This is a genomic window from Tenacibaculum aquimarinum (assembly GCF_022478115.1).
GTDB classification, from domain to species: domain Bacteria; phylum Bacteroidota; class Bacteroidia; order Flavobacteriales; family Flavobacteriaceae; genus Polaribacter; species Polaribacter aquimarinum_A.
In genome coordinates this window covers 19,489-42,562 of the sequence record NZ_JAKGSC010000002.1, presented here as the reverse complement: position 1 = coordinate 42,562, position 23,074 = coordinate 19,489, and the positions used below count along the sequence as shown (strand labels likewise).

Below are 23,074 nucleotides of genomic sequence, written 5' to 3'. Positions count from 1 at the left end.
AATGGCTGTAGAAAAAGAAATGTCTTTTTTAGATCATCTTGAAGAATTAAGATGGCATTTGGTAAGAAGTTTTGTCGCAATATTTATTGTAGGCATACTCGTTTTCACATTTCAAACTTATATTTTTGATACAGTTTTATTTGCCCATTTGAGGCCAGATTTTCCAACGTATCAATTTTTATGTAAAGTTTTTAGTGCTATTGGAATTGATAGTAGTTTTTGCGACTTATCTTTTAGTCAAACACTACAAAGTTTAAATCCTACACAGCAATTAATGACTGCCGTTTGGACGTCTTTAATTCTTGGCTTTATCTTTTCATTCCCTTATATTTTATGGGAATTTTGGAAATTTATTGCACCCGGCTTACATAGTAGTGAAAGAAAAAAATCGAAAGGTTTTATTTTTGTTTCATCATTTCTATTCTTTCTTGGAGTACTTTTTAGTTACTATGTAATTTTACCAATGTCGGTTTATTTCTTTTACAATTATCAAATTTCTGACTTAGTTGTAAACAACTTTAAACTAGATGGTTATGTGAGCTTAATTACCAATACTCTTTTAGGTGTTGCAGTATTTTTTGAGCTACCTGTAGTAATCTATTTTTTATCAAAAATTGGTTTAGTTACTCCAGAATTCCTAAGAACTTATAGAAAACACGCTTTAGTTGTAGTTTTAGTTTTATCAGCAATTATTACACCTCCAGACGTAGCAAGCCAAATAATTGTGGCAGTTCCAATTATGATTTTATATGAAATTAGTATTTACGTTTCAAAATTTGTTATCAAAAAACAACAAAAAAATGTCGAAAAAAATCCAAGAGTTTAATGAATATCGTTCTAAAATGAACGAGAAAATTTTAGCTACAGATAATAAAGTAATAAAAAGAATTTTCAATTTAGACACTAATGCTTTTAAAGAAGGACACCTTCCTGTAAAGACAAAAGAGTTATTAGGTTTAGTAGCATCAGCAGTTTTAAGATGTGATGATTGTATTCAATATCACCTAGAATCGGCTATGGAAAATGGCGTTTCTAAAGAAGAAATGATGGAAACAATGTCTATTGCTAATTTAGTTGGAGGTACAATTGTAATTCCGCATTTAAGAAAAGCGCTAGAATATTGGGAGCTTTTGGAAGAAGAAAAACAGTAAGTGGTATTCAAAACTAAAAAAATTACAATAAAATTAAGAAGTTAAGATTATCTAATTCTTATTTTTGAATTCAATCTTTTAATATTTAATCTTTCAATAATAAAATGATTTTAAAAGCAGACAATATTCAAAAAATATATGGTAGCCGGAAGGTTGTAAAAGGTATTTCTCTTGAAGTTAAACAAGGTGAAATTATTGGACTTTTAGGACCAAATGGAGCTGGAAAAACAACTTCATTTTATATGATTGTTGGTATGGTAAAACCTAATGACGGAACTATCTACTTAGATGATGAAGTTATTACGGAAGACGCCATGTACAAACGCGCCCAAAAAGGAATTGGATATTTAGCACAAGAAGCTTCTGTTTTTAGAAAACTATCTGTTGAAGACAATATTATGTCGGTTTTAGAATTTACAGATAGAACAAAAAAGCAACAAAAAGAACGTTTGGAAGAACTTATTGAAGAGTTTAGTTTAGCACATGTTCGTAAAAACCGTGGAGATTTATTGTCTGGTGGAGAACGCCGTAGAACAGAAATTGCACGTTGTTTAGCTTCTGATCCTAACTTTATTTTATTAGATGAACCTTTTGCTGGTGTAGATCCTATTGCTGTAGAAGATATTCAAGGAATTGTTGCGCAGTTAAAAAATAAAAATATTGGTATTTTAATTACCGATCACGATGTTCAGGCAACTTTAGCTATTACAGATCGTTCTTACCTAATGTACCAAGGAGGTATTTTAAAAGAAGGAACTCCTGAAGAATTGGCAGCAGATGAAACGGTACGTAAAGTATATCTTGGTAAAGACTTTGAGTTAAAGAAAAAGAAGTTTTAAGCCAATTAAAATTAACTACTCTCTATTTTTTTATAAGTGATAATAATACATACAGTACTATTATTAGAGGAATTGCTACATAATGAAACAATACAATTAACACTACTGAAGCAATTAAAAACAAGTACTTTATTATATTCTTTTTGAATGAAAAATCTTTAAACTTTAAAGAGAATAATGGTAATTTGGCATTCATTATATAACTTAAAAGTAAGGTTACAACTATTAAAAACCATTTATTCTGAACTAATTCTACAAAGAAATTTTGTGTAGAATATTCGGCAATTAAAGGTAAAGAAATTACAAACAAACTCATTGCTGGTGTTGGTAAACCTATAAAACTTTCAGTCTGATTTTCATCTAAATTAAATTTCGCTAAACGATAACAAGCTGCTAAAGTTAACAACAAACCTAAATACGGAAAATAACTTCCTGTTAAACCCTCAGAATCTAAACCAAAGTAACCTATTGCATCTTTATCAAAAGCGTTAACAAGCATTTGCAACATTATAATTCCTGGCACAACACCACTTGTAACCATATCTGCCAAAGAATCTAATTGCTTTCCTAATTCACCCGAAACATTTAATAAACGTGCGGCAAAACCATCAAAAAAGTCAAAACCAATACCAATTGCAACTAACAATGCTGCTCCTTCAAAATCTCCTTTTACAGCAAAAATTGCAGCAACTGTTCCACAGAAAAGATTTCCTAAGGTTAGTAAATTTGGAATGTGTCTTTTAATATTCATCTTTGTTAGTTTTGCACGAAAATATAAAAAGGGATTGTCATTTTTTAAAATTTTATCATATTTGTTAAAATAATTGTTGAGAAAATGCCAATACTAAAAACTAACTTCACTCCTACACTTCCTTTTCGTAACGCTCATTTTAATACAATGTATCGTCCGTTATTTATGAAAGAATCCAATAACTATAACCGAAAAAGAATTACCACTTGGGACAATGATTTTTTAGATTTAGATTTTTCTTTTACAAATTCTGAGTCAATAGTTTTATTAATACATGGTTTAGAAGGAAGCTCTGAATCTCATTACATGGTTTCTACCGCTAACTTACTCAACAATAATGGTTTTGACACTGTTTGCTTAAACTTACGTGGTTGCAGCGGAGAAGACAACTTATTGTTACAAACCTATCATTCAGGAAAAACAGACGATGTAAAATTTACAGTAGATTACCTCGTTGAAAACTATAATTACAAACAAATTGTAGTTGTTGGTTTTAGTCTTGGTGGAAATATGACGCTTAAATATCTAGGAGAATTTGCTAAAACGCTTCCGAAGGAAATAAAAGGTGGAGTTGCTGTTTCTGTTCCTATTGATATTACAACTTCACAAGTTGAAATGAATAAGTTAAAGAATAAACTTTACATGCAAGAGTTTATGAGAACTATGAAAATTAAACTTTTAGAAAAAGCTGAAAAATTTCCTGATTATACATTAGACAAAAAACTTTTGTACAAAGCTACTAAGTTTAGACATATAGAAAAACAATTTACAGTGCCTGTTTTTGGGTTTAAAAACTCTGAAGATTATTGGGAAAAAGCAAGTTGCAAACCTTATATTCCTAAAATTAATGTTCCTTCTTTATTAATTAATGCAAAAGATGATAGTTTTTTATCAAAAGAATGCTATCCTTTTGAAGAAGCAGAAAACTCAACTTTATTTCATTTTATGCAACCAAAATATGGCGGACATGTTGGGTTTATAAATTCATTTAAAGCGCAAGAAAATTATTGGTTAGAAAATAAAATTGTATCTTTTGTAAAAGATAAATTGACAACTTAACTTGCAATAAATTCATAAAAGAGTAGTTATTTTAATAGGAATTCAGATATTTGTAAATAACTCATTTTAAATTTGAAAACAAGACTACTTTTTTTATTATTCTTACCCTTTATTGCGAACGCTCAGTTTAGAAATTATTCCAACGAATTTTTAAATATTGGTGTCGATGCAAGCGCTCTTGGAATGAGCAAAGCTGTAGTTGCTTCTAGTAACGATGTAAACGCTACATATTGGAATCCTGCAGGTTTAGTTAATTTAGAAGGTGCACAAGGTTCTTTAATGCATGCTTCTTATTTTGCTGGAATTGCAAATTATAACTTTGCTGCGTATGCAAAGCCTATTGATGATAGAAGTGCTATTGGTATTTCTATAATTCGTTTTGGTGTAGATGACATTTTGAACACTACTCAATTAATTGACAGTCAGGGAAATATTGATTACAATAGAATTAGCCTATTCTCTGCTGCAGATTATGCTTTTACGGTTTCCTATGCTAGAAATTTAATCCATAAAGATTTACATTTTGGTGTAAACGCCAAAATTGTACGTAGAATTATTGGTGATTTTGCATCCTCTTGGGGATTTGGTTTTGATGCAGGATTACAGTTTGAAAGAAATGATTGGAAATTTGGATTAATGCTTCGAGATATTACAACAACCTTTAATTCTTGGGCTATTGATGAAGAAGAATTTGAAAAAATTAAAAATGCAATTCCAGATGAAAATCAAGAATTGCCAGAAACTACAGAAATTACAAAACCTAAAGCACAGTTTGGTGTAGCAAAAAAATTTAGAGTTGGACGTTATCTTAATTTACTTACAGAAGTAGATTTAAATATGCGATTTGCTAAAACAAACGATATTATTTCTTCAGAAATTGTAAGTATTGATCCTGCTGTAGGTTTTCAATTAGACTATGATAATATAGTTTTTTTACGTGCTGGAGTTGGTAATTTTCAAAAAGTTGAAGAATTTGGAGAAAAATCTACTTCTGTACAACCAAACCTTGGAGTTGGTTTTTTATACAAAGGAATTCAAATTGATTATGCACTTACAAATATAGGAAGTGTTGGTAACTCCTTATATTCTAATATCTTTTCTGTAAAAGTAGATTTCAGCTATTTTAGACCTTAATATTGATGAAAAAAATAATTCTAGTTCTTGTTTTTCTTTTAAAAATTCAATTTAATTTCTCTCAATCCATTCAATTAACAGAAAATGCTGAAGTTAGTATTATAACTGTTGGTCCTGGTAAGGTTTTATATGAAAAATTTGGTCATTCTGCTATTAGAATTAAAGACAAATCATTAAATATTGACCAAGTTTATAATTATGGAATGTTTGATTTTAATGCTCCAAACTTTTATTCAAACTTTACAAAAGGAAGGTTAATTTATAAGCTTGCCTCTTATCCTTTTCACTATTTTGTTAAAAGTAACAATAAAGACAAACGTTGGATTAAAGAACAAGTTTTAAACCTTTCTCAAGAAGATAATCAAGCTTTTTTCACATTTTTAAATAACAATGCGAAACCCAAAAACGCAAATTATGAGTACGATCCATTTTTTGAAAACTGTGCTACTAAAATGCCCGATATTGTTCAGCAAATACTAAACAATAAAGTTTCATTTACTGAAGATTTTGTGATTAAAAATCAATCTTTAAGACAACTAATGAATAATGAAATTCATTGGAATACTTGGGGAAGTTTGGGTATAAATGTTGCATTAGGTAGTAAACTTGACAAAATTGCTACAGCAAAAGAATACATGTATTTACCGGATTTTGTATTTAAATCTTTTAAAAACGCTGAATATTTTGATAAAAATCAACCAAAACAGTTAATTTCAAAAGAAAATACAATTTTAAATTTTGAAGAAATAACTCCAGCAGCAGATGCTATAAGCCCACTTTTAGTTATTAATATCTTTATGTTAATTGGGCTTTTTGTTACATATAAAGATGTAAAAAATAATACTAGAACTAAATGGTTTGATTTTTCACTATTTTTTATAACAGGAATAGTTGGTTCCCTTGTTGTATTTTTATGGTTTTTCACCAATCATTCTACTACACCCAATAACTTTAATTTTCTGTGGGCATTTGCTCCAAATTTAATAATAGCTTTTTATCTTTTAAAGAACAATCCTCCAAAATGGATTAGGAAATATGTGTTTTTGTTACTGGTTTTACTTTTTATAATTCCAATTATTTGGATTGCAAAAATTCAATTATTTGCACTTAGTTTACTACCAGTATTTATTTTGTTTGGAGTAAGATACTTTTTCCTTCAGAAAAACTTATTGACCTTTCATAAATAAAACCGTAGAAATCGTTTTAATTATAATTTTAAAATCTAAAAAAATACTTCTTTCTTTTATATAATAAATATCGTAGCGTAGCTTTTTTTCTTGTTCTTCAATACTTGCTGCATACGGAAAATTAACTTGTGCCCAACCAGTTAAACCTGGTCTTATTACATTTCTAATTGAATAGAAAGGTATTTTCTCTTCCAAACTACTAATAAAAAAAGATTGCTCTGGTCTTGGACCAATTAAGCTCATATCTCCTTTTAAAATATTATAGAATTGAGGAACCTCATCAATACGTGTTTTTCTTAAAAACCTTCCAAATGAAGTAATTCTATGGTCATTTTTTGTTGCCCAAACTGGTCCATCATTTTTTGAAGGTACCATAGTTCTTAATTTCAGAATCTCAAAAGGTTTACCACCTTTCCCAACTCGTTCTTGTGTATAAAAGAAAGTACCTCTATTACCTAAGATGTTACCTATAAATATTAGTGGCATTAATAAAATAAAGAAAACAACTCCAATTAAAGAAATAAATACATCTAATGCTCTATGAACAAAAAGATATAATCTATTATCACTATTTGTACTAAAATTAATATGCTTATAAAAATCTTCTGTCAAATACTCCTTTGGAACAGAGTAAGTTATCTCTTCATAAAAACTTTCAAAGCTCTTAATATTTATAGATTCTTCAAAAAGGTGAATTAATTGTAGTTTAAGTTGTGATGTTATTTCAGGAGAAAAACCTTTTGTGGAAATAATCATTTCTTTTACACCTTTTTCAATTAAAACATTTTCTAAAACAATATCATCAATATTTATGAAATTGTCAAATCCATCTATTTTTTTATCTGAAACGTATCCTGCAATTTTATAAAACCCTTTCTTTTTAATTGTATTTAAAAGGTATTCCATTTTAGAAGAATGACCTACTAATACAATAGATTTAAACAGTGTTTCAGAGAAAAATAATGTAGCATACAATAACCTCCAAATTACTAAAGGAACAGTAATTAAAAAGAAAAAATATAGTATTTGAAGTCTGTTTTCTGGTAAAGAAGGTGTAACGTAAGGTGTTAAAATATAAAATAATGTTGTTGCTAAAGTTGCTAAAATTAAACTTCTAACAGTTTGAAACTTATTGTTTGAAATGTTTAAGTTGTAAAGTTGGAATATTTCTCCAAAAAGGAAAAAATAAATGACTAATATAAAAAGCCATTTTGTAACTTCTTTGGAGTTTAGAAGAATATACTCTGTATTAAAGAAATGATTACCCAATAATAGACCTAAAACTATTACAAAAACATCAACTACCCTTAATAGTATTTTACGTTCTGAAATATCAATATAATTCGTTTTTTTACTCATTAATTTTAGTAGATTGGTTAAATCAAAAGTAAAAATAATTTATTAGTATTTATTGATATTTCTTAAAACCTTTATAAGCCCAAATAAGTATATAATAAGTTGAATGTAGTATTGATAATTTTGCTACTTTTCTATAAAAATTCCATTGAGGTTTTAATAGCCTTTTTTTATTTCTTGAATGAGATTTATCTCTGATTCTATAGGATGCTAGAATTTCTTTATTTCCATAAGCATATTCTATTTTTTTTAAATATTTTAACCACAAACCCATATCTTGCCTATAAGTAATGTTTGGCATAATTTCTTTACCTAACTTTTCTATATCTACAAAAGCTGTTAAACAACTTATAGAGTTTGTTTTTAAAATATCATAATAAGTTACTCTTTCTGGTACTATAAAATCCTTATAAACTGGTTTTAATGTTTCTTCATGTACTCGTCTATATGAAGAAAAAACAAAACCTTCAGATTTAGCTATTTTACCAATTGAAGTCTCTAAAAACTTCGGAAACCATAAGTCGTCACTATCTAAAAAGGCTAAATACCTTCCACTTGCTTTTTTTATAGAATTATTTCTTGCAATTGCTGGGCCAGAGTTTTCTATTGAAAAAAGTTTAATTCTTTTATCGGTTTTAATTAATTCTTTAATAATTTCTACCGAATTATCTGTAGAACCATCATCAGTAATTAACATTTCCCAATTTATATGGGTTTGATTCTGAACACTATTTATAGTTTCCAAAATAAATTTTCCAGAATTATAACACGGTGTAATTATTGAAACTAAATTGTTCATTTTTAGGGAATTTCTGAAACAAAACTTTTCATTTTTTTTCCTTCTGATAATAGATTTTGATTATCTATAATTATAAAATCTATATCATTAGTAAAATATTTCTCTATTTCTTTTCTAAGTAATTCTGCTTCAAATTTAGGTAGTTTTTGTTCAACTTTAAAAGTTAATTTCCCTTTTTCTTTTTGAATAACCTGATAATTGAGCTGAATCTTTTCTTTCTTATCTAAATTCTTGAAAATATAATAAAAGGTAAAACTTGGATACACATTTTCTTTACCATAAACATCACTACCAATTCTACCGGTAACTTCGTCCAAAATTTGATGCTGCATACCACAATTGCACTCTTTTTCTCTGGAAGCTAATCTTATATAATCTCCTAATTTATATCTTATTACAGGGAAAGAATGCATTTGTAAATTTGTAATAATCAACTCATTTTCAACTTCTTCAACCAAAACACCTTCCATATTAACATGCATGTTTCCATACTTACATTCAAAAGCAATTATACCAGATTCTGTTGCGCCATATTCGCTAATCATTTTAACTCCAAACGCTTTTTTAATTTCTGTTTGATAGGAATCAAAAATCTTTTCAGAAGTACCTTTTACCATTTTAATTCCACTAGGTTTAGGTATGTTTTTTTGGTTGATTAGTTTTGCAGTATGATAAATAGCTGATGAATATCCATGAATATAACTAGCTTTATCTAACTTTTTAACAAACGTATTGAAGGTTTCTTTTTGATAATTAAAAATGCGAAATCTATTTTGTAAATAATCTTTAAATGTTGTTTTAATTTTATCTTTAAATGAAAAATTAAAACCCCAAAAATATCCATTTTTATCCCAAGGCTTAACGTTATACCAAGAATAACCTCGCATTACTGAAGCTCTATTAAAAGAATCCGCACTTTCTTCTCTATAAAAAGATAATGACTTACCTGTACTTCCTGACGTTATTGCTTTAAAACGTTTTTTAAATCTTTTATTAGTGTGAATTTCTTTATTAAGTTTTAATAGTTCATCCTTTTCTAAAATGGGTATTTTAACAATATCCTCTAACGTAGCTATGTCATTAGTTTTTAAATTATTCTTATCAAAAATAGCTTTATAATAGTCTGAATGATTATATGCAATTTCTACTAATTCTTTAAGCTTTTGAAATTGATATATTTCAAGTTCCTTTATAGTCCATTTTTCTGAGTTCTTCAAAAAAAAATACCATTTAGAAATTGATGGATTTCTATACTGCTGCCCTATTTTATAAAGCCATTTAAACATTTATGATAGTGTTTTTATCCATTCTTTTCTAATTTCTTTCCAAGCAAAACTCTCTGCTTTTTTTCTTGCATTTATAGCAAGTTCTAAATTATTTTTTTTTATTAAATTTATAATAGCATTAGCCATTTGTTCTGGATTATTTTTCTCAACCAAAATACCATTAACAGTATTATTAATTAAATATGGCAAGCCACCAACATTTGTACTAATAACGGGTAAACCTAACGCCATTGCTTCCATTACACTAACTGGTGTATTATCTACATTTGTTGTATTTATAAAAACATCAAATTCAGTAGATCTTTTATGCCATTCTTCTTTTGGTAAAACACTTGTAAATTCTATATTTTCTTCTAAATTATAACTTGCTACCAATCCTTTTACTTGTTTAATTGAACCATCTTTATCTGGCCCAACCATACATAATTTAACTTCTGGAAAAGTTAGTTTTAATATTTTTAAAACTTCTATTGCCAATTTAGGATTATAAATTTCAGCAAAAGCTCTAACCCAAAGTAATTTTGGGGTTATTTGTTTTCTTAGCTTAAAATTGTACAATTCTATTTCTAAAGAATTTGGAATATATTCAACTTTATAATTTCTTTTTTCAAATTCACTTTTTAAGTAATTTGAAGGCGCTATATTTTTATAAGAATTATTAAATAGTAGTTTAGATAATCTTGGAGATTCTTTTATTCTATAAGGAAGATTTCCTCCATGTAAAATAGGTATGTATTTTAAGTTGAATAACCTTGCTAATTGCGATGTTAAAAAAGCATAGTAAAATGCAGAAGTACTAAATGTATCAATTAAAACATAATCTACCTTGTTGCTATTTTTTACAATTGAAAAACACATGTTAATCAATCTTAATATTTGATTTCTTTTAGACGAAGATTTAATTATTACATATCCTTCAGTAATTAATAAACTACTTAAGGTTTCCATTGCAGAATTGTATTTGGAATTCTTAGCTAAATCATTACCAATATAAAGAATTGTTTTATTCATCATCATCAGTTATAACAATTAAACTTAAGGCATATATAAAACTTGGAAAAGCAACTCTCATTGCGGAATGACTTATGGTTAAAAACCAAAAAGCTAAAAAGGAGAGTAAAAATGCTCGTTGAAAATTATTACTTTGATAAATATGAGTTAAAGGTGGAACAAATAAAATAATCAAAATAATTATTCCAATTAAACCATGCTCTTCTAGTAACCTACTAACCTCATTATGTGAAGCTAATGCAATATTAATATCTAATTCTTCTCTACTATATTTACCATTACCAACTCCAATACCAAAAATTGGTGAGTCATAAAAATTTTGCAGTTGAAGTGAAAGTATTTTTCCTCTTCCAGATGTAATATCTTTTTGCATTCCTATTGAGTTTTTACCCAAATACCTGTTATTTATCATTCCACCAGTTATACCAGAAGTATAAATCCAAATACCAATAGTAAACAAGAAAATTAAACCCGAATACTTTAGGACTTCTTTTCTTGTAAAGTTATTATACAAGAACATGAAACCCAAAAAGAGTATAATAGCTATTACTCCTGTTAAAATTCCTCCTCTAGAAAAAGTTAGCAAGCCTCTATAAGTAAAATATACCAAAATTATTGCATCTAAATATAGATACCCTGTAAGCTTGGTTTTTAAGAATAGAAAAACTGTCATAATAAAAATACCTAAGCCTAATATTGTAGCTACTTGATTTGGTCCAAAACCACCGGACGTATAAAAATTTGCATCTGTACCAAAAACCAATTCACTTAAATCTGGAGTTCGCAAATACATGAACGAAACCATAGAAATAATTGGCAATGTCATGTACTTTAATGCGTTTAATAGTGTACTAATTGAAATATTTTTTTGGTAAAAATATACAGTACAAATACCTAAAAGAATAGGCCCACTTAAATTAAAAATAATAGCTTTCCTTACGGACTCTCCAAACGGAACTTCAGTTAAAATTATACCTAGAAATAACAGCATTATATAGAATATATAGGCAACTGGAGCAGTTTTTTTTTCTTTTCCTACAATTATTCCTAAAATTAAAAATAATGCTACACCATACTTACCAATCTCATATGAAATACTTCCGCCAGTCATTCTCAAAAAAACTTCAGCTCCAACTAGATAAGATGCGAGCATAAATGCTTCTTCATTTTTATTTTTTGTTCTTAGTAAAACAAAAAAACCAACAGCTATAATTAAAACATTATACAGTTTAGAAAACAATGAAAAAGTAGCTAAAAATCCAATAGCAATATGGATTATTAGCAATAACATATTTGTATTTGATAATCTTTTTAGCACAAATTTTTATAAATATGAATTAGTTCGGTTGTAAAGCTTTCTTTAGAAAATTCTTCTCTAACTTTTAAATGCAACGCATAAGATATTTTTTCTCTTAATAATTTATCTATTATTAATTTATTTAATTTTTCTGAAAATAGAAGATGATTTTTGGGTGCTACTAAAGATTCTGAATTAGTAATAACCTTATTGCACTCACCAACATCAGTTACTAAAACTGGTAATTTTGCTAAACCATATTCTAACAAAGCAACTGGTAAACCTTCCGATTTAGATGATAATACTCCAATTGTAGCTTGAACTAAGATGTTTTTTATATCTGATTTAGCATCGTACATAAAAATAGAATCAGTTAAATTATTGTCTTTAATAAAATTTTGTATCGATTTAGAATATGAATCATCATAAATTTCACCAACAAGATGCAATGTCCATAACGGATTTCTCTCCTGTACAATTTTAAATGCTTTTAATAAAGTTATATGATCTTTTTGGGCTCTAAAACCAGCAACATGAACAATTCTTCTACCTTCTTCTCCTTTTAACTTGGTTAACTTTTCTTCTGTATTAAAAAAAGCAAAGTTATTTAGCATAAGGTTTTCTTTAGCAAATAGGTTTTGTTCTGCCCATTCTTTTAATTTCAAGTTTACCGATATTATAACTTGGAAAAATCTTGAAAAGAGACTCAACGGAACGGTTTTTCTATATTCTAAAAATTCACTATTTCCATAATGATCGTGCCAAACAATTTTAACTTTAGGATATATTATTTTTACACAAAAAGCTATAAATGATGATGTAGCATGGGAATGAATAATTGAAATATTATTTTTCTTAATATAATTTTTCAATTTTAAAATAGCCTTAACATCAAAAGTAGATTTTCTGTTTAAAAAAATGTAATTAACGTTCTTAGAAACCTTCTCTTTTAATAAGCCTTCTTTTCTAGTTACACATAAATGCGAATCAATGTTTTCTTTTGCTAATAAATTAGCAATATTAACCGCCAGAACTTCTGCTCCGCCAGTATCTAAAGAATCTATGAGTTGAATTGCTTTTATCAATTTAATAACCAGTTTTTAAAATCTAAAAAGTTCCATTTTAAAGGACCTCTAATATTCAACTTTTTTTTGTTATTTATCTTTTTATTTCCATCAAAAACATAATACCAATTATTTTCAATTTTTTGTAAATCTATATGATGCATTCCAAAACTAAATTCATCTATAGTATCGTTTCTTTTTAAGAAAAATGGTTTCATTGTTTTAAATGAATATTTATTATTCTTATCAAAATCTAATTCATACAAAGAAACTCCATAACCATAACCATGCGTTGAGTTCTGTATAGGAACAACTATTTTACCTTCATCATTTTCAATAATTCTTCCTCCTGGCCTAGCCTCCGTTCCTAAGGCTACAATAGGTTCTTTGTGTAGCTTCCAATCTTCAAACAAAGAATTAGATTGATACATAAACAGGTTTAAACTATCATCTGAAGCAACAAAGAAATTTAATGAATCCGATAAATAAATAGACGGATCTTTTAATCTTACATTTTTAACCAAAGTATCAACAATTTGCCAATTATAAGGGAAATTTAATGCTTTGTATAACAAAATATTATTTGCCGACTTTGTTTCTGGCAACATATAAAATTCATTTTTATGTTTAAAAACATTTGGATAGGATAAATGAAAAGGTTCATCTAAAACAGTTCCTTTGTAGGTGTAATTAATTCCGTCTGATGAAATTAATAAGGCAATTTCTGCATTGTCTGTTTTCTTTTGATGTTCAAAAAACAGGTAAAACGTATCTTTTTCTTTGATGAAAAATGGATCTGCTAAAAAACGAGTATCAGGATTCTCTTTTTCTAATTTTTGGTGCGAATATATTTTAGCATTTTCTAAAACATTTAATTCATTTAAATTTTTCGAAGAAGAACCAAAACCAACAGACCAACTGCCACCATTATATGAATAAAACGGGGTTCTATAATTAATTACCAATAAGAGTAATACAATTATTAACGCTATTATTTTTGTTAGCTTATTCATCCAGTAATAATTTCTGAATACTATTAGAAAACTTTTCTAAAGTATATTTTTGAGACCATTTTTTTGCTTCTTCAACTTTAAATTGATATGTTGTTTGGTTCTTTACTAATTCTTTAATTTTTGAAACTATTAAATTTACGTCGCTTTCAACTAAAATACCTCTATTTCCATAATCTAGCATAAAAGGCACACAAGAAACCGCAGATGAAACTGGTAAGCAACCAAAAAACATAGCTTCTGCAACTACTTTTGGCCAACCTTCAGATTTTGATATAAAAAGAAGGAAGTGTGCTTTTTTATAGGCTTGTTTTACATCTTCTTTAGATTTATTTCCATGTAAAAAAACTGTATTAGTAAGCGATTTGTTTACAATGTATTCTTTTACAGTAGTAAATTCATCTCCAAAGCCATACATGTTTAGTTTAACATTAAACCCTTCGCTTTTTAATTTTTCAACTGCTTTTACACTTAACAGTGGTTGTTTCCCTTTACTAAATGCACCAACATACATAAAGTTAATTTCATTATTCAAGTTTTTCTCTTGAATTTCTACTATCTCACTTTCATTATAGGAAGCTGTAAAAAAAGGAACTATATTTTTTGATTGATTTTCCCATTCTCCATACACCAAAACTTTACAGTTTCTAGTTAAAAAAGTATTTGATAGCATCCATTTTTGAAGACGATAACTTAAAGGTTGTTTACTTTTAGGATCCCAATTACCTGCGTATTTTGTTGTTTTAGGTTTATTTGGGAAAAATATTTGAACAAAACACCCTAATAAACCTATATTTCCTGGACATCTTAAATGAATATGGTCTGCTTTATTAATAACAGAAAAAATTCTCCAAACTATTATAGGGACTATAAAAATTGATTTAATAATATTTTTTAATGAAGTAATATTAAAAGCAGGTATCTCAATAAATTTAACTTTTGGGTGTTTGTAAGCAACCTCAATTGGGTTAATTTCAGCCAATGTTTTTGGTGCTAATAAAATAAATTCATCTACATGTTCTCCCCATAAGTTCATTTCTCGAACATAAGGTTCATAAGCAAAATGTTCTTGATTTTGCTTTTTATGTAAAACATGTGTGATTATGGCAAACTTCATTATAAATTTTCTCCTGCAAATGTTATTATTTCTCCATCTTTATAAAACACAGTTTTAAATGGGTATGATACTTCAGAAAAAAACTCCTCGACCTTCTTATAAGTATATTCCTCATTTACAATATGGTAACTTGCAATAGCAAAATTAGGCTTATACTTTTTTATTACATCAACGCAACCATCAAGAGCTTCAATCTCAGCTCCTTCAATATCCATTTTAATAAAGTCTAATCTCTTTAAATTTTCATTTTTAGCAAAAGTATTTAAGGTAATTGCGTTTCGTTTTACCTTTTTTGCTCCATCTACTTTTATATGAACTGAAGAAGCAACATTACCAGCTTCAAAAAAGTCTAGCTCAGTATTAATATTCCACAATAAATCTTTAAAAATTGAGATATTATTTGTTTTTGCGTTCAATTGAATATTATTATTCATTTCCAAAATATTAATAGAATCTGGTTCGAACGCAAAAACAGCACCATTCTCTTTTACTTTCTTTGAATAATAAATTGATAAATATCCTTCATTTGCACCTGCATCTATTACTACATCACCTTCTTTTATAGTATAAAACTCTTCATATTTATGAATATCATTTACAATAAAATACATTGGTTTTTTAGAATGTAGTGTAATGCCATTTTTAAAAAGAGTATTATAAATATCCTTAGTTCTACTAAATTTTTCTTGGGTAAATAAATTATAATAAATCTCTTTCGAGCTTTCTTTTAAAGACTTAGGCAAAATATTATATATATTTTTTATCATCTAATGTTCTATTTTGGGCTTATTAAATAGTAAAGAAAACCAACCAGAGATTCTTCCTAAAGTTTCTGTTAATGCTTCCTTTTTATTTGGTTCTGTTAAAATATTAGTTGCTCTTATTAAAGTTAAAAGTAAAGCTGTTGCATTCCATTTAATTCTAGATTTAAAAGAAGGGTTTGCATATTTTATGCGCCAAACATACCAACCGTTTCTCAAAACCATTTTACCATATTTAAATTTATTGGGCCTTCCTTCTTCTGCATGATAATGCGCTAATTTAGCATTTGTATTAATGTATATTTTTCCGATTTTAGAAAGTCGAAGTGTAAAATCTGAATCTTCATACAAGCCATAACCTTCAAAATAACTTGAAAACGATATTTTTTTAAATATATCTTTTTTGTAGGAAGTAATTCCTCCCATCATTTGTTCTACTTCATATGTTTTTCCTGAAGGAGGAAGAAAATTTCCATAACGTCCATTTGCTGCTAAAGGCATAAAACCTGGTTTAGTATTATCTATTAAACCTAACATTTTACGAATTCTGAATCTAAATGGCTCTTTACGAAACCATCCATCGTATATAAATTTATTTTTTAACTTTTTATTACTGCTTCTACTCCACTTAACTTCATTAGTAATATAACCGCAAACTGCTAAAGCTTCTGGTTTATCAATATAAGTTTTAAGAAGTTTTTCAAAATAATCTTTTTCTAAAACAATATCATCATCTAAAAAACAAACAATTTCGGAATCTTTCGCAACTTTAGATATTCCAAAATTACGTTGATTTGTTAATCCTCTATGCTTTTCTTCAATTAAAAAATACCTGATATTTTTAAATATTTTACTTAAAAATAAATGTTGCGTATCTTTATTAATAGAACCATCTACAATAATTATCTCATTAGGATATAAGGTTTGTTCCTTTACTGAGTTTAGTAATGTTATAATTGCTTTTGGGCGCATATATGTACAAACTATTAAACTAAACTTCATTCTTTAATAGTTTTTGAGCCCAATTAACACTTAAATTCCACCTTTTTTTCATTGAATAAAAATAGGTTATTGGGTTTTTAATTAACTGCGACTTTGATCTATAAAATTTAATAAACAGATTTGTTTTATAACCCAACAATTGCTGTTTAGTATAATGTTTAAAATGATGTGCCATTATTGTTGGAGATGGTTTAGGTTGATCACATTCCCAAGCTAAAATTGGTTTATGTCTAAAGCCTCCAACTGGTGCTTTTAAATGTAATAGTTGTATTGTTGGCACTGATAAAATAGTTACTCCTAAATTACGTAATTGCATACCAAAATCAGCATCTTCTCCATAACCTAATTCATGTTCAGTTTTAAAACTACACTTTTTAACAAAAGAAGATTTTACAAGACTTGTTCCTGAACCAAACGTTGTTGCTAAAGTTGTTGTTAAAAATTCTGGATTTTGTCCTTTCTGCAAACATGAAAACACAATTGCTTCTGATTGAAACTGGTTAAATTCTTTAAATGATTCTTCAAGGACATCATTTTTAAAACGAATATCATCATCTGCAAAAAACACAAAATTAGAGTTTACCTTAGACAATCCAATATTACGTGCATTACAAGCTCCTAATTGATGAATAAACGTATGATCTATTTCAAAATTCCACTTATCCTTTAAATAATCTAAACTAGAAACTGCTGTTGTATCAGGATTTTGTTCAATGATAATAACTTTTTCAGGTAAAAATGTTTGCTTATTTAAATCTAACAAAACATCTTTCAAATATTTTTCTCTTCCTAAAGTTGGAATTAAAACATCTACTGAAAAAGCTTCCTTTTTTATTTCTTCTTTAATAGATTGAACTTTTATATCATCGAAACTTAATAGTTTTTGTATCTTTAATTTGATAAAAAAACTTGATACAAATGAAACAATTGGAAATATTTTCTCATACACTACCAAGTTAAAAAAAAGTAAAAACAACCATCTTGTTTTATAACTACTTTTAACAAAAGAAAACAATTCTTTAAGTGTAACTTTTTCTGATAAATCGTTTGCTGTTTTTTGATTTTTATTAATTAATAATTTAGGTTCAGAAGAACAAATTAATCCTTTTTGAATTCCTTGTTTTGCTATAACATTTAAAAATAGTTTAAATGATTTATAATTTCTTAAATCCTTATATTTATTAAGTACTGAACTGTTAATCCCACCAACATTGGTAGACATAAACCAAGTTGAAAAACGCACATTATTTTTAACATTGATAAAAACACTTTGCTCAACATAACCTATTTTAGAATTAAAAACTACATCAGAAACTGCATAAGAAGCCATTATTAAATTATGGTGAAAAACAGTGTTTAAAATTGCTACATTTAAGTTGGTCTTCAATTCGTAATTACACCAAATAATAAATTTATTTGTATGTAAATCACTTAATAAAAACATAGTTTCCACAATACTTTCGGTTACAACAGAAATTGTAGTATTCGATTCTAAATCTAGAATCTCTTTAACCTTATTTTTATGATGATATATAATTATCATTTAAATTAGTTCTTTGTAAAAATCAATATTTTCTCTTGTTTTGTCTACCAAATTGAACGTCCTTATTATTCTTTTTCTAGCGTTTATTTCCATTAATTTAGAATTAGTATCATTCAATAAACTCAATATCTTATCTACAAATTCATTATGATTTTTTGGATCAACCATAAAACCAGTTTCACCGTTAATCATCAATTCTTTTGCCCAACCAATATTAGAAGTTATTAGTTTTTTTTCTAAAGCCATTGCTTCTAACCAAGTCATTGGAAAAGCTTCAGCAAAACTTGGTAAAACTATAATTTCTGACTGGTTAATGTATTTTTTTACTTCATAATAAGGAACAGAACTTATATACCTAAAATTCTTTTTTGCTTTTTCTGATAACTCCGTTTTAAAAAGTTTTAGAGTAGACTCTTTTTTTAAAATATCAACAGTATCTCTTCCTAAAAAAGTTAATTGTATTTCTGAGTCTTGAGCAACCAATTTATTAAAAACATTGGCAATTTCTAAAACACCTTTTTTACGAATAATTGTTCCGAAATATAACAATGTCTTCTTTTGAATATTTTGATGATTTGGCGTAAAAAAGGCTGTATCCATAGCATTATGAATAACTTTTATTTCCTTTTTTATATTGAATAATTCTTTTGTTTTTTCAGCAACAAACTGACTTACACCAACAATCTTATCAGCTCCTTTTAAAGCCTTTTTTTCAAAATAAAAATTTTTGAACTTTACTTTTCTGTTATCTAAATTACAGAAATAAGTGTCAGATCCATGAAGCCTTAAAACTAAAGGAATATTAAACTTCATAAAAGCTGTAAAACCTGTCCAATCAGACGCTTCAAGAACATCAATATTATTATCCGCTACAATTTTATTAATATAATTTTGAGTATGTTTTCTATTAGTTAACCAGGTTAAAAAAGGAAACTTCTTTTGTGCTATTAGATAAACAGTAATTCCATTTTCTTTAAAAGATTTTGTTTCATTTTGGCTGTACAAGAAAATGGAAACCGTATGCTTATTTAAGACCAATTGTTCTGCCAAACTTTTGGTAAACGTACCAATACCACCAATAGCTTTTGGGTTGTCTTTATATTGATATTCTGGTGTAATAAAACCTATATGCATGGAATAAGTTTTAGGTGTTCTACAGCCATTTTCTCTATATAAAACTCATCTTCAATAAGCTTACTTACATCAATCGTAATTTTTTCTTTTCCAGATAAAATAGCAGTTAAAATACTTGCAAGTTTTGTATAATCTTTAGGTTTAAAAATATAACTATTTACTTGGTCTTTTAAAACTTCTAAATTACCACCAACTGTAGTTGCAATAACAGGAACATTTGCCGATAAACTTTCTAAAATAGACAAGCTAAAACATTCCATATATGTTGGCTGAATCATATAACTATAATTAGCAAATAAAATATTTAATTCAGAAGAACTTCCTTTAAAATTTACAATACTTTCTAACTGAAAGTCATTAGTCAATGTCTTTAATTGATGCTCAAATGGACCTTCTCCATAAATATCAATCTGTGTGTTTTTTAATAGGTTTTTATCTATTAAACTTAATGCTTTTAATAAATCTTGAATTCCTTTATTGTAAGTTAAATGTGCAACAACTATAAAATTATGTGCTAAGTCTTTATCCTTTTTCTTAAAAACTGTAGTATCTATTCCGTTATAAATAACCTGAGTTTTTTGTTTGAGATTTTTTCCGTAATCTTTTAAAATATGATGAAAAGTGTATTTAGAGACTCCAATAAATTGATTAATATACTTTGAATACAAAAGACCGTCAATGCGTTTCTTTATACTTTTCTTTAACGAATACCCTTTTAAAGGTCTTGCATTGTGGTCCACAGCAATTGTATAAGAATTAGGGTGTAATTCTTTAAATTGTTTATAATACTTAGTACAAAGTTGCGTAAAATGTGTAATTATCACATCATAGTTTATGTTTTTTTCTTTTGAAGAATCTATAAACTTTTGTTCAACAGAAGTCCCTTCAGAAGAAATAATAGACAATCCTTGATAAAAATTAAACTCTTCATAATGAGAGAAATACCAATCAACTTGATGATTAACCTCTAAACATTTTTTATTAAATAACTTATAGAAACGATCCATCCCTCCAATTCTATTGGGCTTAAGTACGTAATTACAAATAATTGCTATTTTCACTTAAAATGATTTTAAAATTTCTACTATTTTAGATGAAGCTGTTCCGTTTCCGTAAGGATTTTCTTTTGATATCATCTTAGAATAAATCTCCTTATTCTCTAATAATTTTACAGCTTGGGTAACTATTACTTCTTTAGAAGTACCAACTAACTTTACGACACCACTTTCTACCGCTTCTTGCCTTTCTGTAACATTTCTAGTAACCAAAACTGGTTTTTTTAATGATGGTGCTTCTTCCTGTATTCCACCACTGTCTGTAATAATTAGATACGATTTGTTTAGTAACCAAATAAATGCTTCATAATTTAGCGGGTCAATTAAATGAACATTTGTATTGTTTTTTAAAATTTGATGAACTGTCTTTTGTACATTAGGATTTAAGTGAACAGGATAAATAATTTGAACATCTTCTCTTTGTGATAACTCTTTTAAAGCTTCACAAAATGATTGAAATTTATCACCAAAACTTTCTCTTCTGTGGCCGGTAACAACAATTAACTTTTTTGTTGAATTAATTACTTGCTGTAATTTTTCAATTTCAACATTACTTTCATTTATGTTTTTTATTCCCCATAAAAGGGCATCAATTACAGTATTACCTGTTACAAAAACATCTTTCTCGGAAACTTTTTCTGATAATAAGTTTTGAGCAGAAGCTTCTGTTGGCGCAAAATGAAAATCGGCTATTCTACCGGTAATTTGTCTATTTATTTCCTCTGGAAAAGGAGCTTGTTTATTATACGTTCTTAATCCGGCTTCTACATGACCAACTTTAATTTCTCTATAAAAAGAAGCCATAGCAACAACAGAACTAGTTGTTGTATCTCCATGTACTAAAACAATATCTGGTTTAAAATTTTCTAAAACAACATCTATTTCAGTAAAAATCCTACCACTTAATTGGTTTAGACTTTGATTGGGTTGCATTAAGTTTAAATCGAAATCTGGTATTATTTTAAAGAAACTTAATACTTGATCTAGCATTTCTCTATGTTGCGCTGTTACACATACTTTTACAGTAAAAGAACTTTCTTTTTTAAGTTCTTTTACTAAAGGAGCCATTTTAATAGCTTCAGGACGTGTACCAAAAACAACTAATATTTTTTTCATTTAGAATGATTTTAATGCTTCGACTATTCTATTACTTGTTCCTTCTAAAGGTTTACCAATCTCTAAGTTAATTAGGTTTTTTCTATAATTTTTTCTTAAATCCGTTAGAGTTAATGCTTCATCAATTTGCTCGTGTAACTCTTCTTCATTTTTAGCAATGGTTACTGCCTTACTGTCAATAACATATTTATAATGTACATAATTTAAAAACTTCTGATCATCATATAAACCATTACTACTATTACCAAAAACAGTATTAATAACAGGTTTATCAAATAACATAAAATCTAAACTCATTGTTGAGCACATATTAATATTTAAACAGCAATACTGTAAAATTGATTTTAAATCTATAACATCTTCTCTTGTTGGTAACCTTTGCGACCAACTTTCAACATGCTCTTCTCTTGTTTGTTCCCATTTTGGAAAATTCCAAATAGCTTTAGGTGTATCTTCTTTTAATTGCTTAAACCTACTTCCATCTTCGGCTGGAGATGTTCTTATTAGTAATTGTAAACTCTTATCTGGATTATTTATAATGTATTTATAAACACTTCTTATATGAATTTCATCATTAGCACCAATACCTGCATCTGCACAAGAATAACAAATAATATTTTTTGTTATGTCTAAATTAAACTTCGTAAAAAAAGATTTCTTATCAACCTTAAAAATATCCATAACATAAGGTTCAAATTGAGGAGTACCAACAACTTCAACTTTATTAGGTTTAGTTTTTGGATAAAAATATAATAATTCATCTTTCATTAAATCACTCCAAACTAAATAATTATCAAACTCTCCTAACATTCTTCCTTTTGAAGCTAAATTATCCCAAGAAAATATAAATGATGTAGTTTTAATTAATAGCTCTTTAGAAGCGACCAAAAATGGTGCTAAAAATGGAGGTCGTTGATGTGTAAAGAAAACCATATCTGGTTTATTATCTTTTAAAATTGATACGTATTCTTTATACTTCGAAGACTTTTTAAATGAAGAAAACTGAAGGCTTTCAAAAAAAGAAATATTTTTTTCTGAATTAAATATTGATGTTATAAAATAAACTAACTTTATTAATAAAGATCTCTTAGAATTGTTTTGAGGATAACCTCTTCTTAAATTACTATTAATTCCATAAAAAGACTTATGTTTTTGCATATGAGCAACTTCCTTAAGTTTTCTAAAAAACCAAACGCTATTTGTTTCTTTATAAATTGGTAGTTCGATTAAAGTAATATTAGGTAGAGAAACATCCTTAAAAGTGTGTATTGGCAAGCCAGAATAAACAATTACATGTTTAAATGTTAAAGATGCTTCTTTTAAAAAATTACTTAAAACAAAATTTCTATAACCTACTCCATCAGTAATTACAATTCCTAAAGTTTTATTTTTCTTCATATTG

At 27.4% G+C, this 23,074-nt stretch carries 22 protein-coding genes; 6 read left to right on the top strand and 16 right to left on the bottom strand.

The annotated features are described in order from the left end of the window. The first annotated feature begins 1 nt into the window (after window position 1). The 3 genes from tatC to lptB all read left to right on the top strand — a co-directional run bounded on the left by tatC (window position 2) and on the right by lptB (window position 1,990). The gene (gene tatC, locus L1S33_RS06200; RefSeq protein WP_240561680.1) at window positions 2-826 is read left to right on the top strand and encodes a twin-arginine translocase subunit TatC; all 825 of its coding nucleotides are present in this window, start codon (window positions 2-4) and stop codon (window positions 824-826) included. After that, the gene (locus L1S33_RS06195; RefSeq protein WP_240561679.1) at window positions 801-1,151 is read left to right on the top strand and encodes a carboxymuconolactone decarboxylase family protein; all 351 of its coding nucleotides are present in this window, start codon (window positions 801-803) and stop codon (window positions 1,149-1,151) included. The genes tatC and L1S33_RS06195 overlap by 26 nt, the downstream gene beginning before the upstream one ends. Window positions 1,152-1,255: 104 nt before the next feature. Next, a complete protein-coding gene (gene lptB, locus L1S33_RS06190) occupies window positions 1,256-1,990 on the top strand; it encodes an LPS export ABC transporter ATP-binding protein (RefSeq protein ID WP_240552151.1) in 735 nt (244 codons plus the stop codon). A 22-nt stretch (window positions 1,991-2,012) separates the two neighbouring features. On the opposite strand, the gene L1S33_RS06185 is transcribed toward lptB, so the two are convergent. Then, window positions 2,013-2,741 carry a CDP-alcohol phosphatidyltransferase family protein gene (locus L1S33_RS06185; RefSeq protein WP_240561678.1) on the bottom strand — a complete coding sequence of 243 codons (729 nt, stop codon included), beginning with the start codon at window positions 2,739-2,741 and terminating at the stop codon, window positions 2,013-2,015. Window positions 2,742-2,825: 84 nt separating this feature from the next. Between L1S33_RS06185 and L1S33_RS06180 the strand changes: the two genes are divergently transcribed. From L1S33_RS06180 to L1S33_RS06170, 3 genes are all read left to right on the top strand, one after another. Beyond that, window positions 2,826-3,800: a YheT family hydrolase gene (locus tag L1S33_RS06180; RefSeq protein WP_240561677.1), complete on the top strand. Its 975-nt coding sequence runs from the start codon at window positions 2,826-2,828 to the stop codon at window positions 3,798-3,800. Between the two features lie 72 nt (window positions 3,801-3,872). Continuing rightward, window positions 3,873-4,934: a putative type IX sorting system protein PorV2 gene (locus L1S33_RS06175; RefSeq protein WP_240561676.1), complete on the top strand. Its 1,062-nt coding sequence runs from the start codon at window positions 3,873-3,875 to the stop codon at window positions 4,932-4,934. Window positions 4,935-4,939: 5 nt separating this feature from the next. Beyond that, complete coding sequence (locus L1S33_RS06170) at window positions 4,940-6,121, top strand: lipoprotein N-acyltransferase Lnb domain-containing protein (protein WP_240561675.1); 1,182 nt, start codon at window positions 4,940-4,942, stop codon at window positions 6,119-6,121. Here L1S33_RS06170 and L1S33_RS06165 read toward each other — a convergent pair. The 15 genes from L1S33_RS06165 to L1S33_RS06095 are packed head-to-tail and all read right to left on the bottom strand — an operon-like array spanning window position 6,101 to window position 23,070. Then, window positions 6,101-7,480: an exopolysaccharide biosynthesis polyprenyl glycosylphosphotransferase gene (locus tag L1S33_RS06165; protein WP_240561674.1), complete on the bottom strand. Its 1,380-nt coding sequence runs from the start codon at window positions 7,478-7,480 to the stop codon at window positions 6,101-6,103. The genes L1S33_RS06170 and L1S33_RS06165 overlap by 21 nt on opposite strands. Window positions 7,481-7,529: 49 nt before the next feature. Further along, complete coding sequence (locus L1S33_RS06160; RefSeq protein ID WP_240561673.1) at window positions 7,530-8,276, bottom strand: glycosyltransferase family 2 protein; 747 nt, start codon at window positions 8,274-8,276, stop codon at window positions 7,530-7,532. A gap of 2 nt (window positions 8,277-8,278) precedes the next feature. Continuing rightward, window positions 8,279-9,562, bottom strand: a complete 1,284-nt coding sequence (locus tag L1S33_RS06155) for a phenylacetate--CoA ligase family protein (protein WP_240561672.1) — start codon at window positions 9,560-9,562, stop codon at window positions 8,279-8,281. Beyond that, window positions 9,563-10,573: a glycosyltransferase family 4 protein gene (locus tag L1S33_RS06150; RefSeq protein ID WP_240561671.1), complete on the bottom strand. Its 1,011-nt coding sequence runs from the start codon at window positions 10,571-10,573 to the stop codon at window positions 9,563-9,565. It abuts the gene before it with no gap. Continuing rightward, window positions 10,566-11,864 carry an O-antigen ligase family protein gene (locus tag L1S33_RS06145; RefSeq protein ID WP_240561670.1) on the bottom strand — a complete coding sequence of 433 codons (1,299 nt, stop codon included), beginning with the start codon at window positions 11,862-11,864 and terminating at the stop codon, window positions 10,566-10,568. Before L1S33_RS06145 ends, L1S33_RS06150 begins: the two co-directional genes overlap by 8 nt. A gap of 20 nt (window positions 11,865-11,884) precedes the next feature. Next, window positions 11,885-12,955, bottom strand: a complete 1,071-nt coding sequence (locus L1S33_RS06140) for a glycosyltransferase (RefSeq protein WP_240561669.1) — start codon at window positions 12,953-12,955, stop codon at window positions 11,885-11,887. Continuing rightward, on the bottom strand, window positions 12,952-13,947 hold the full coding sequence (locus L1S33_RS06135; RefSeq protein ID WP_240561668.1) for a glucosamine inositolphosphorylceramide transferase family protein: 996 nt from the start codon (window positions 13,945-13,947) through the stop codon (window positions 12,952-12,954). The genes L1S33_RS06140 and L1S33_RS06135 overlap by 4 nt, the downstream gene beginning before the upstream one ends. Further along, window positions 13,940-15,061, bottom strand: a complete 1,122-nt coding sequence (locus tag L1S33_RS06130; protein WP_240561667.1) for a glycosyltransferase — start codon at window positions 15,059-15,061, stop codon at window positions 13,940-13,942. Before L1S33_RS06130 ends, L1S33_RS06135 begins: the two co-directional genes overlap by 8 nt. After that, a complete protein-coding gene (locus L1S33_RS06125) occupies window positions 15,061-15,828 on the bottom strand; it encodes an FkbM family methyltransferase (RefSeq protein ID WP_240561666.1) in 768 nt (255 codons plus the stop codon). Before L1S33_RS06125 ends, L1S33_RS06130 begins: the two co-directional genes overlap by 1 nt. Continuing rightward, window positions 15,829-16,824 carry a glycosyltransferase family 2 protein gene (locus L1S33_RS06120; RefSeq protein ID WP_240561665.1) on the bottom strand — a complete coding sequence of 332 codons (996 nt, stop codon included), beginning with the start codon at window positions 16,822-16,824 and terminating at the stop codon, window positions 15,829-15,831. Further along, window positions 16,814-18,367, bottom strand: a complete 1,554-nt coding sequence (locus tag L1S33_RS06115) for a glycosyltransferase family 2 protein (protein ID WP_240561664.1) — start codon at window positions 18,365-18,367, stop codon at window positions 16,814-16,816. Before L1S33_RS06115 ends, L1S33_RS06120 begins: the two co-directional genes overlap by 11 nt. Beyond that, on the bottom strand, window positions 18,368-19,501 hold the full coding sequence (locus L1S33_RS06110) for a glycosyltransferase family 4 protein (RefSeq protein WP_240561663.1): 1,134 nt from the start codon (window positions 19,499-19,501) through the stop codon (window positions 18,368-18,370). It abuts the gene before it with no gap. Further along, window positions 19,492-20,562 carry a glycosyltransferase gene (locus L1S33_RS06105; protein WP_240561662.1) on the bottom strand — a complete coding sequence of 357 codons (1,071 nt, stop codon included), beginning with the start codon at window positions 20,560-20,562 and terminating at the stop codon, window positions 19,492-19,494. The genes L1S33_RS06110 and L1S33_RS06105 overlap by 10 nt, the downstream gene beginning before the upstream one ends. Next, window positions 20,563-21,672, bottom strand: coding sequence for a non-hydrolyzing UDP-N-acetylglucosamine 2-epimerase (gene wecB, locus L1S33_RS06100; protein ID WP_240561661.1), 1,110 nt, complete (start codon window positions 21,670-21,672; stop codon window positions 20,563-20,565). Then, entirely contained in the window at window positions 21,673-23,070 is a 1,398-nt protein-coding gene (locus tag L1S33_RS06095; protein WP_240561660.1) for a hypothetical protein, read from the bottom strand. It abuts the gene before it with no gap. Between the last annotated feature and the right edge of the window lie 4 nt (window positions 23,071-23,074).

Coding starts and splice junctions, on each gene's coding strand:
- tatC (WP_240561680.1), top strand. CDS start 2: ATGGCTGTAGAAAAAGAAATGTCTTTTTTAGATCATCTTGAAGAATTA.
- L1S33_RS06195 (WP_240561679.1), top strand. CDS start 801: ATGTCGAAAAAAATCCAAGAGTTTAATGAATATCGTTCTAAAATGAAC.
- lptB (WP_240552151.1), top strand. CDS start 1,256: ATGATTTTAAAAGCAGACAATATTCAAAAAATATATGGTAGCCGGAAG.
- L1S33_RS06185 (WP_240561678.1), bottom strand. CDS start 2,741: ATGAATATTAAAAGACACATTCCAAATTTACTAACCTTAGGAAATCTT.
- L1S33_RS06180 (WP_240561677.1), top strand. CDS start 2,826: ATGCCAATACTAAAAACTAACTTCACTCCTACACTTCCTTTTCGTAAC.
- L1S33_RS06170 (WP_240561675.1), top strand. CDS start 4,940: ATGAAAAAAATAATTCTAGTTCTTGTTTTTCTTTTAAAAATTCAATTT.
- L1S33_RS06165 (WP_240561674.1), bottom strand. CDS start 7,480: ATGAGTAAAAAAACGAATTATATTGATATTTCAGAACGTAAAATACTA.
- L1S33_RS06160 (WP_240561673.1), bottom strand. CDS start 8,276: ATGAACAATTTAGTTTCAATAATTACACCGTGTTATAATTCTGGAAAA.
- L1S33_RS06155 (WP_240561672.1), bottom strand. CDS start 9,562: ATGTTTAAATGGCTTTATAAAATAGGGCAGCAGTATAGAAATCCATCA.
- L1S33_RS06150 (WP_240561671.1), bottom strand. CDS start 10,573: ATGAATAAAACAATTCTTTATATTGGTAATGATTTAGCTAAGAATTCC.
- L1S33_RS06145 (WP_240561670.1), bottom strand. CDS start 11,864: ATGTTATTGCTAATAATCCATATTGCTATTGGATTTTTAGCTACTTTT.
- L1S33_RS06135 (WP_240561668.1), bottom strand. CDS start 13,947: ATGAATAAGCTAACAAAAATAATAGCGTTAATAATTGTATTACTCTTA.
- L1S33_RS06130 (WP_240561667.1), bottom strand. CDS start 15,061: ATGAAGTTTGCCATAATCACACATGTTTTACATAAAAAGCAAAATCAA.
- L1S33_RS06125 (WP_240561666.1), bottom strand. CDS start 15,828: ATGATAAAAAATATATATAATATTTTGCCTAAGTCTTTAAAAGAAAGC.
- L1S33_RS06120 (WP_240561665.1), bottom strand. CDS start 16,824: ATGAAGTTTAGTTTAATAGTTTGTACATATATGCGCCCAAAAGCAATT.
- L1S33_RS06115 (WP_240561664.1), bottom strand. CDS start 18,367: ATGATAATTATATATCATCATAAAAATAAGGTTAAAGAGATTCTAGAT.
- L1S33_RS06110 (WP_240561663.1), bottom strand. CDS start 19,501: ATGCATATAGGTTTTATTACACCAGAATATCAATATAAAGACAACCCA.
- wecB (WP_240561661.1), bottom strand. CDS start 21,672: ATGAAAAAAATATTAGTTGTTTTTGGTACACGTCCTGAAGCTATTAAA.
- L1S33_RS06095 (WP_240561660.1), bottom strand. CDS start 23,070: ATGAAGAAAAATAAAACTTTAGGAATTGTAATTACTGATGGAGTAGGT.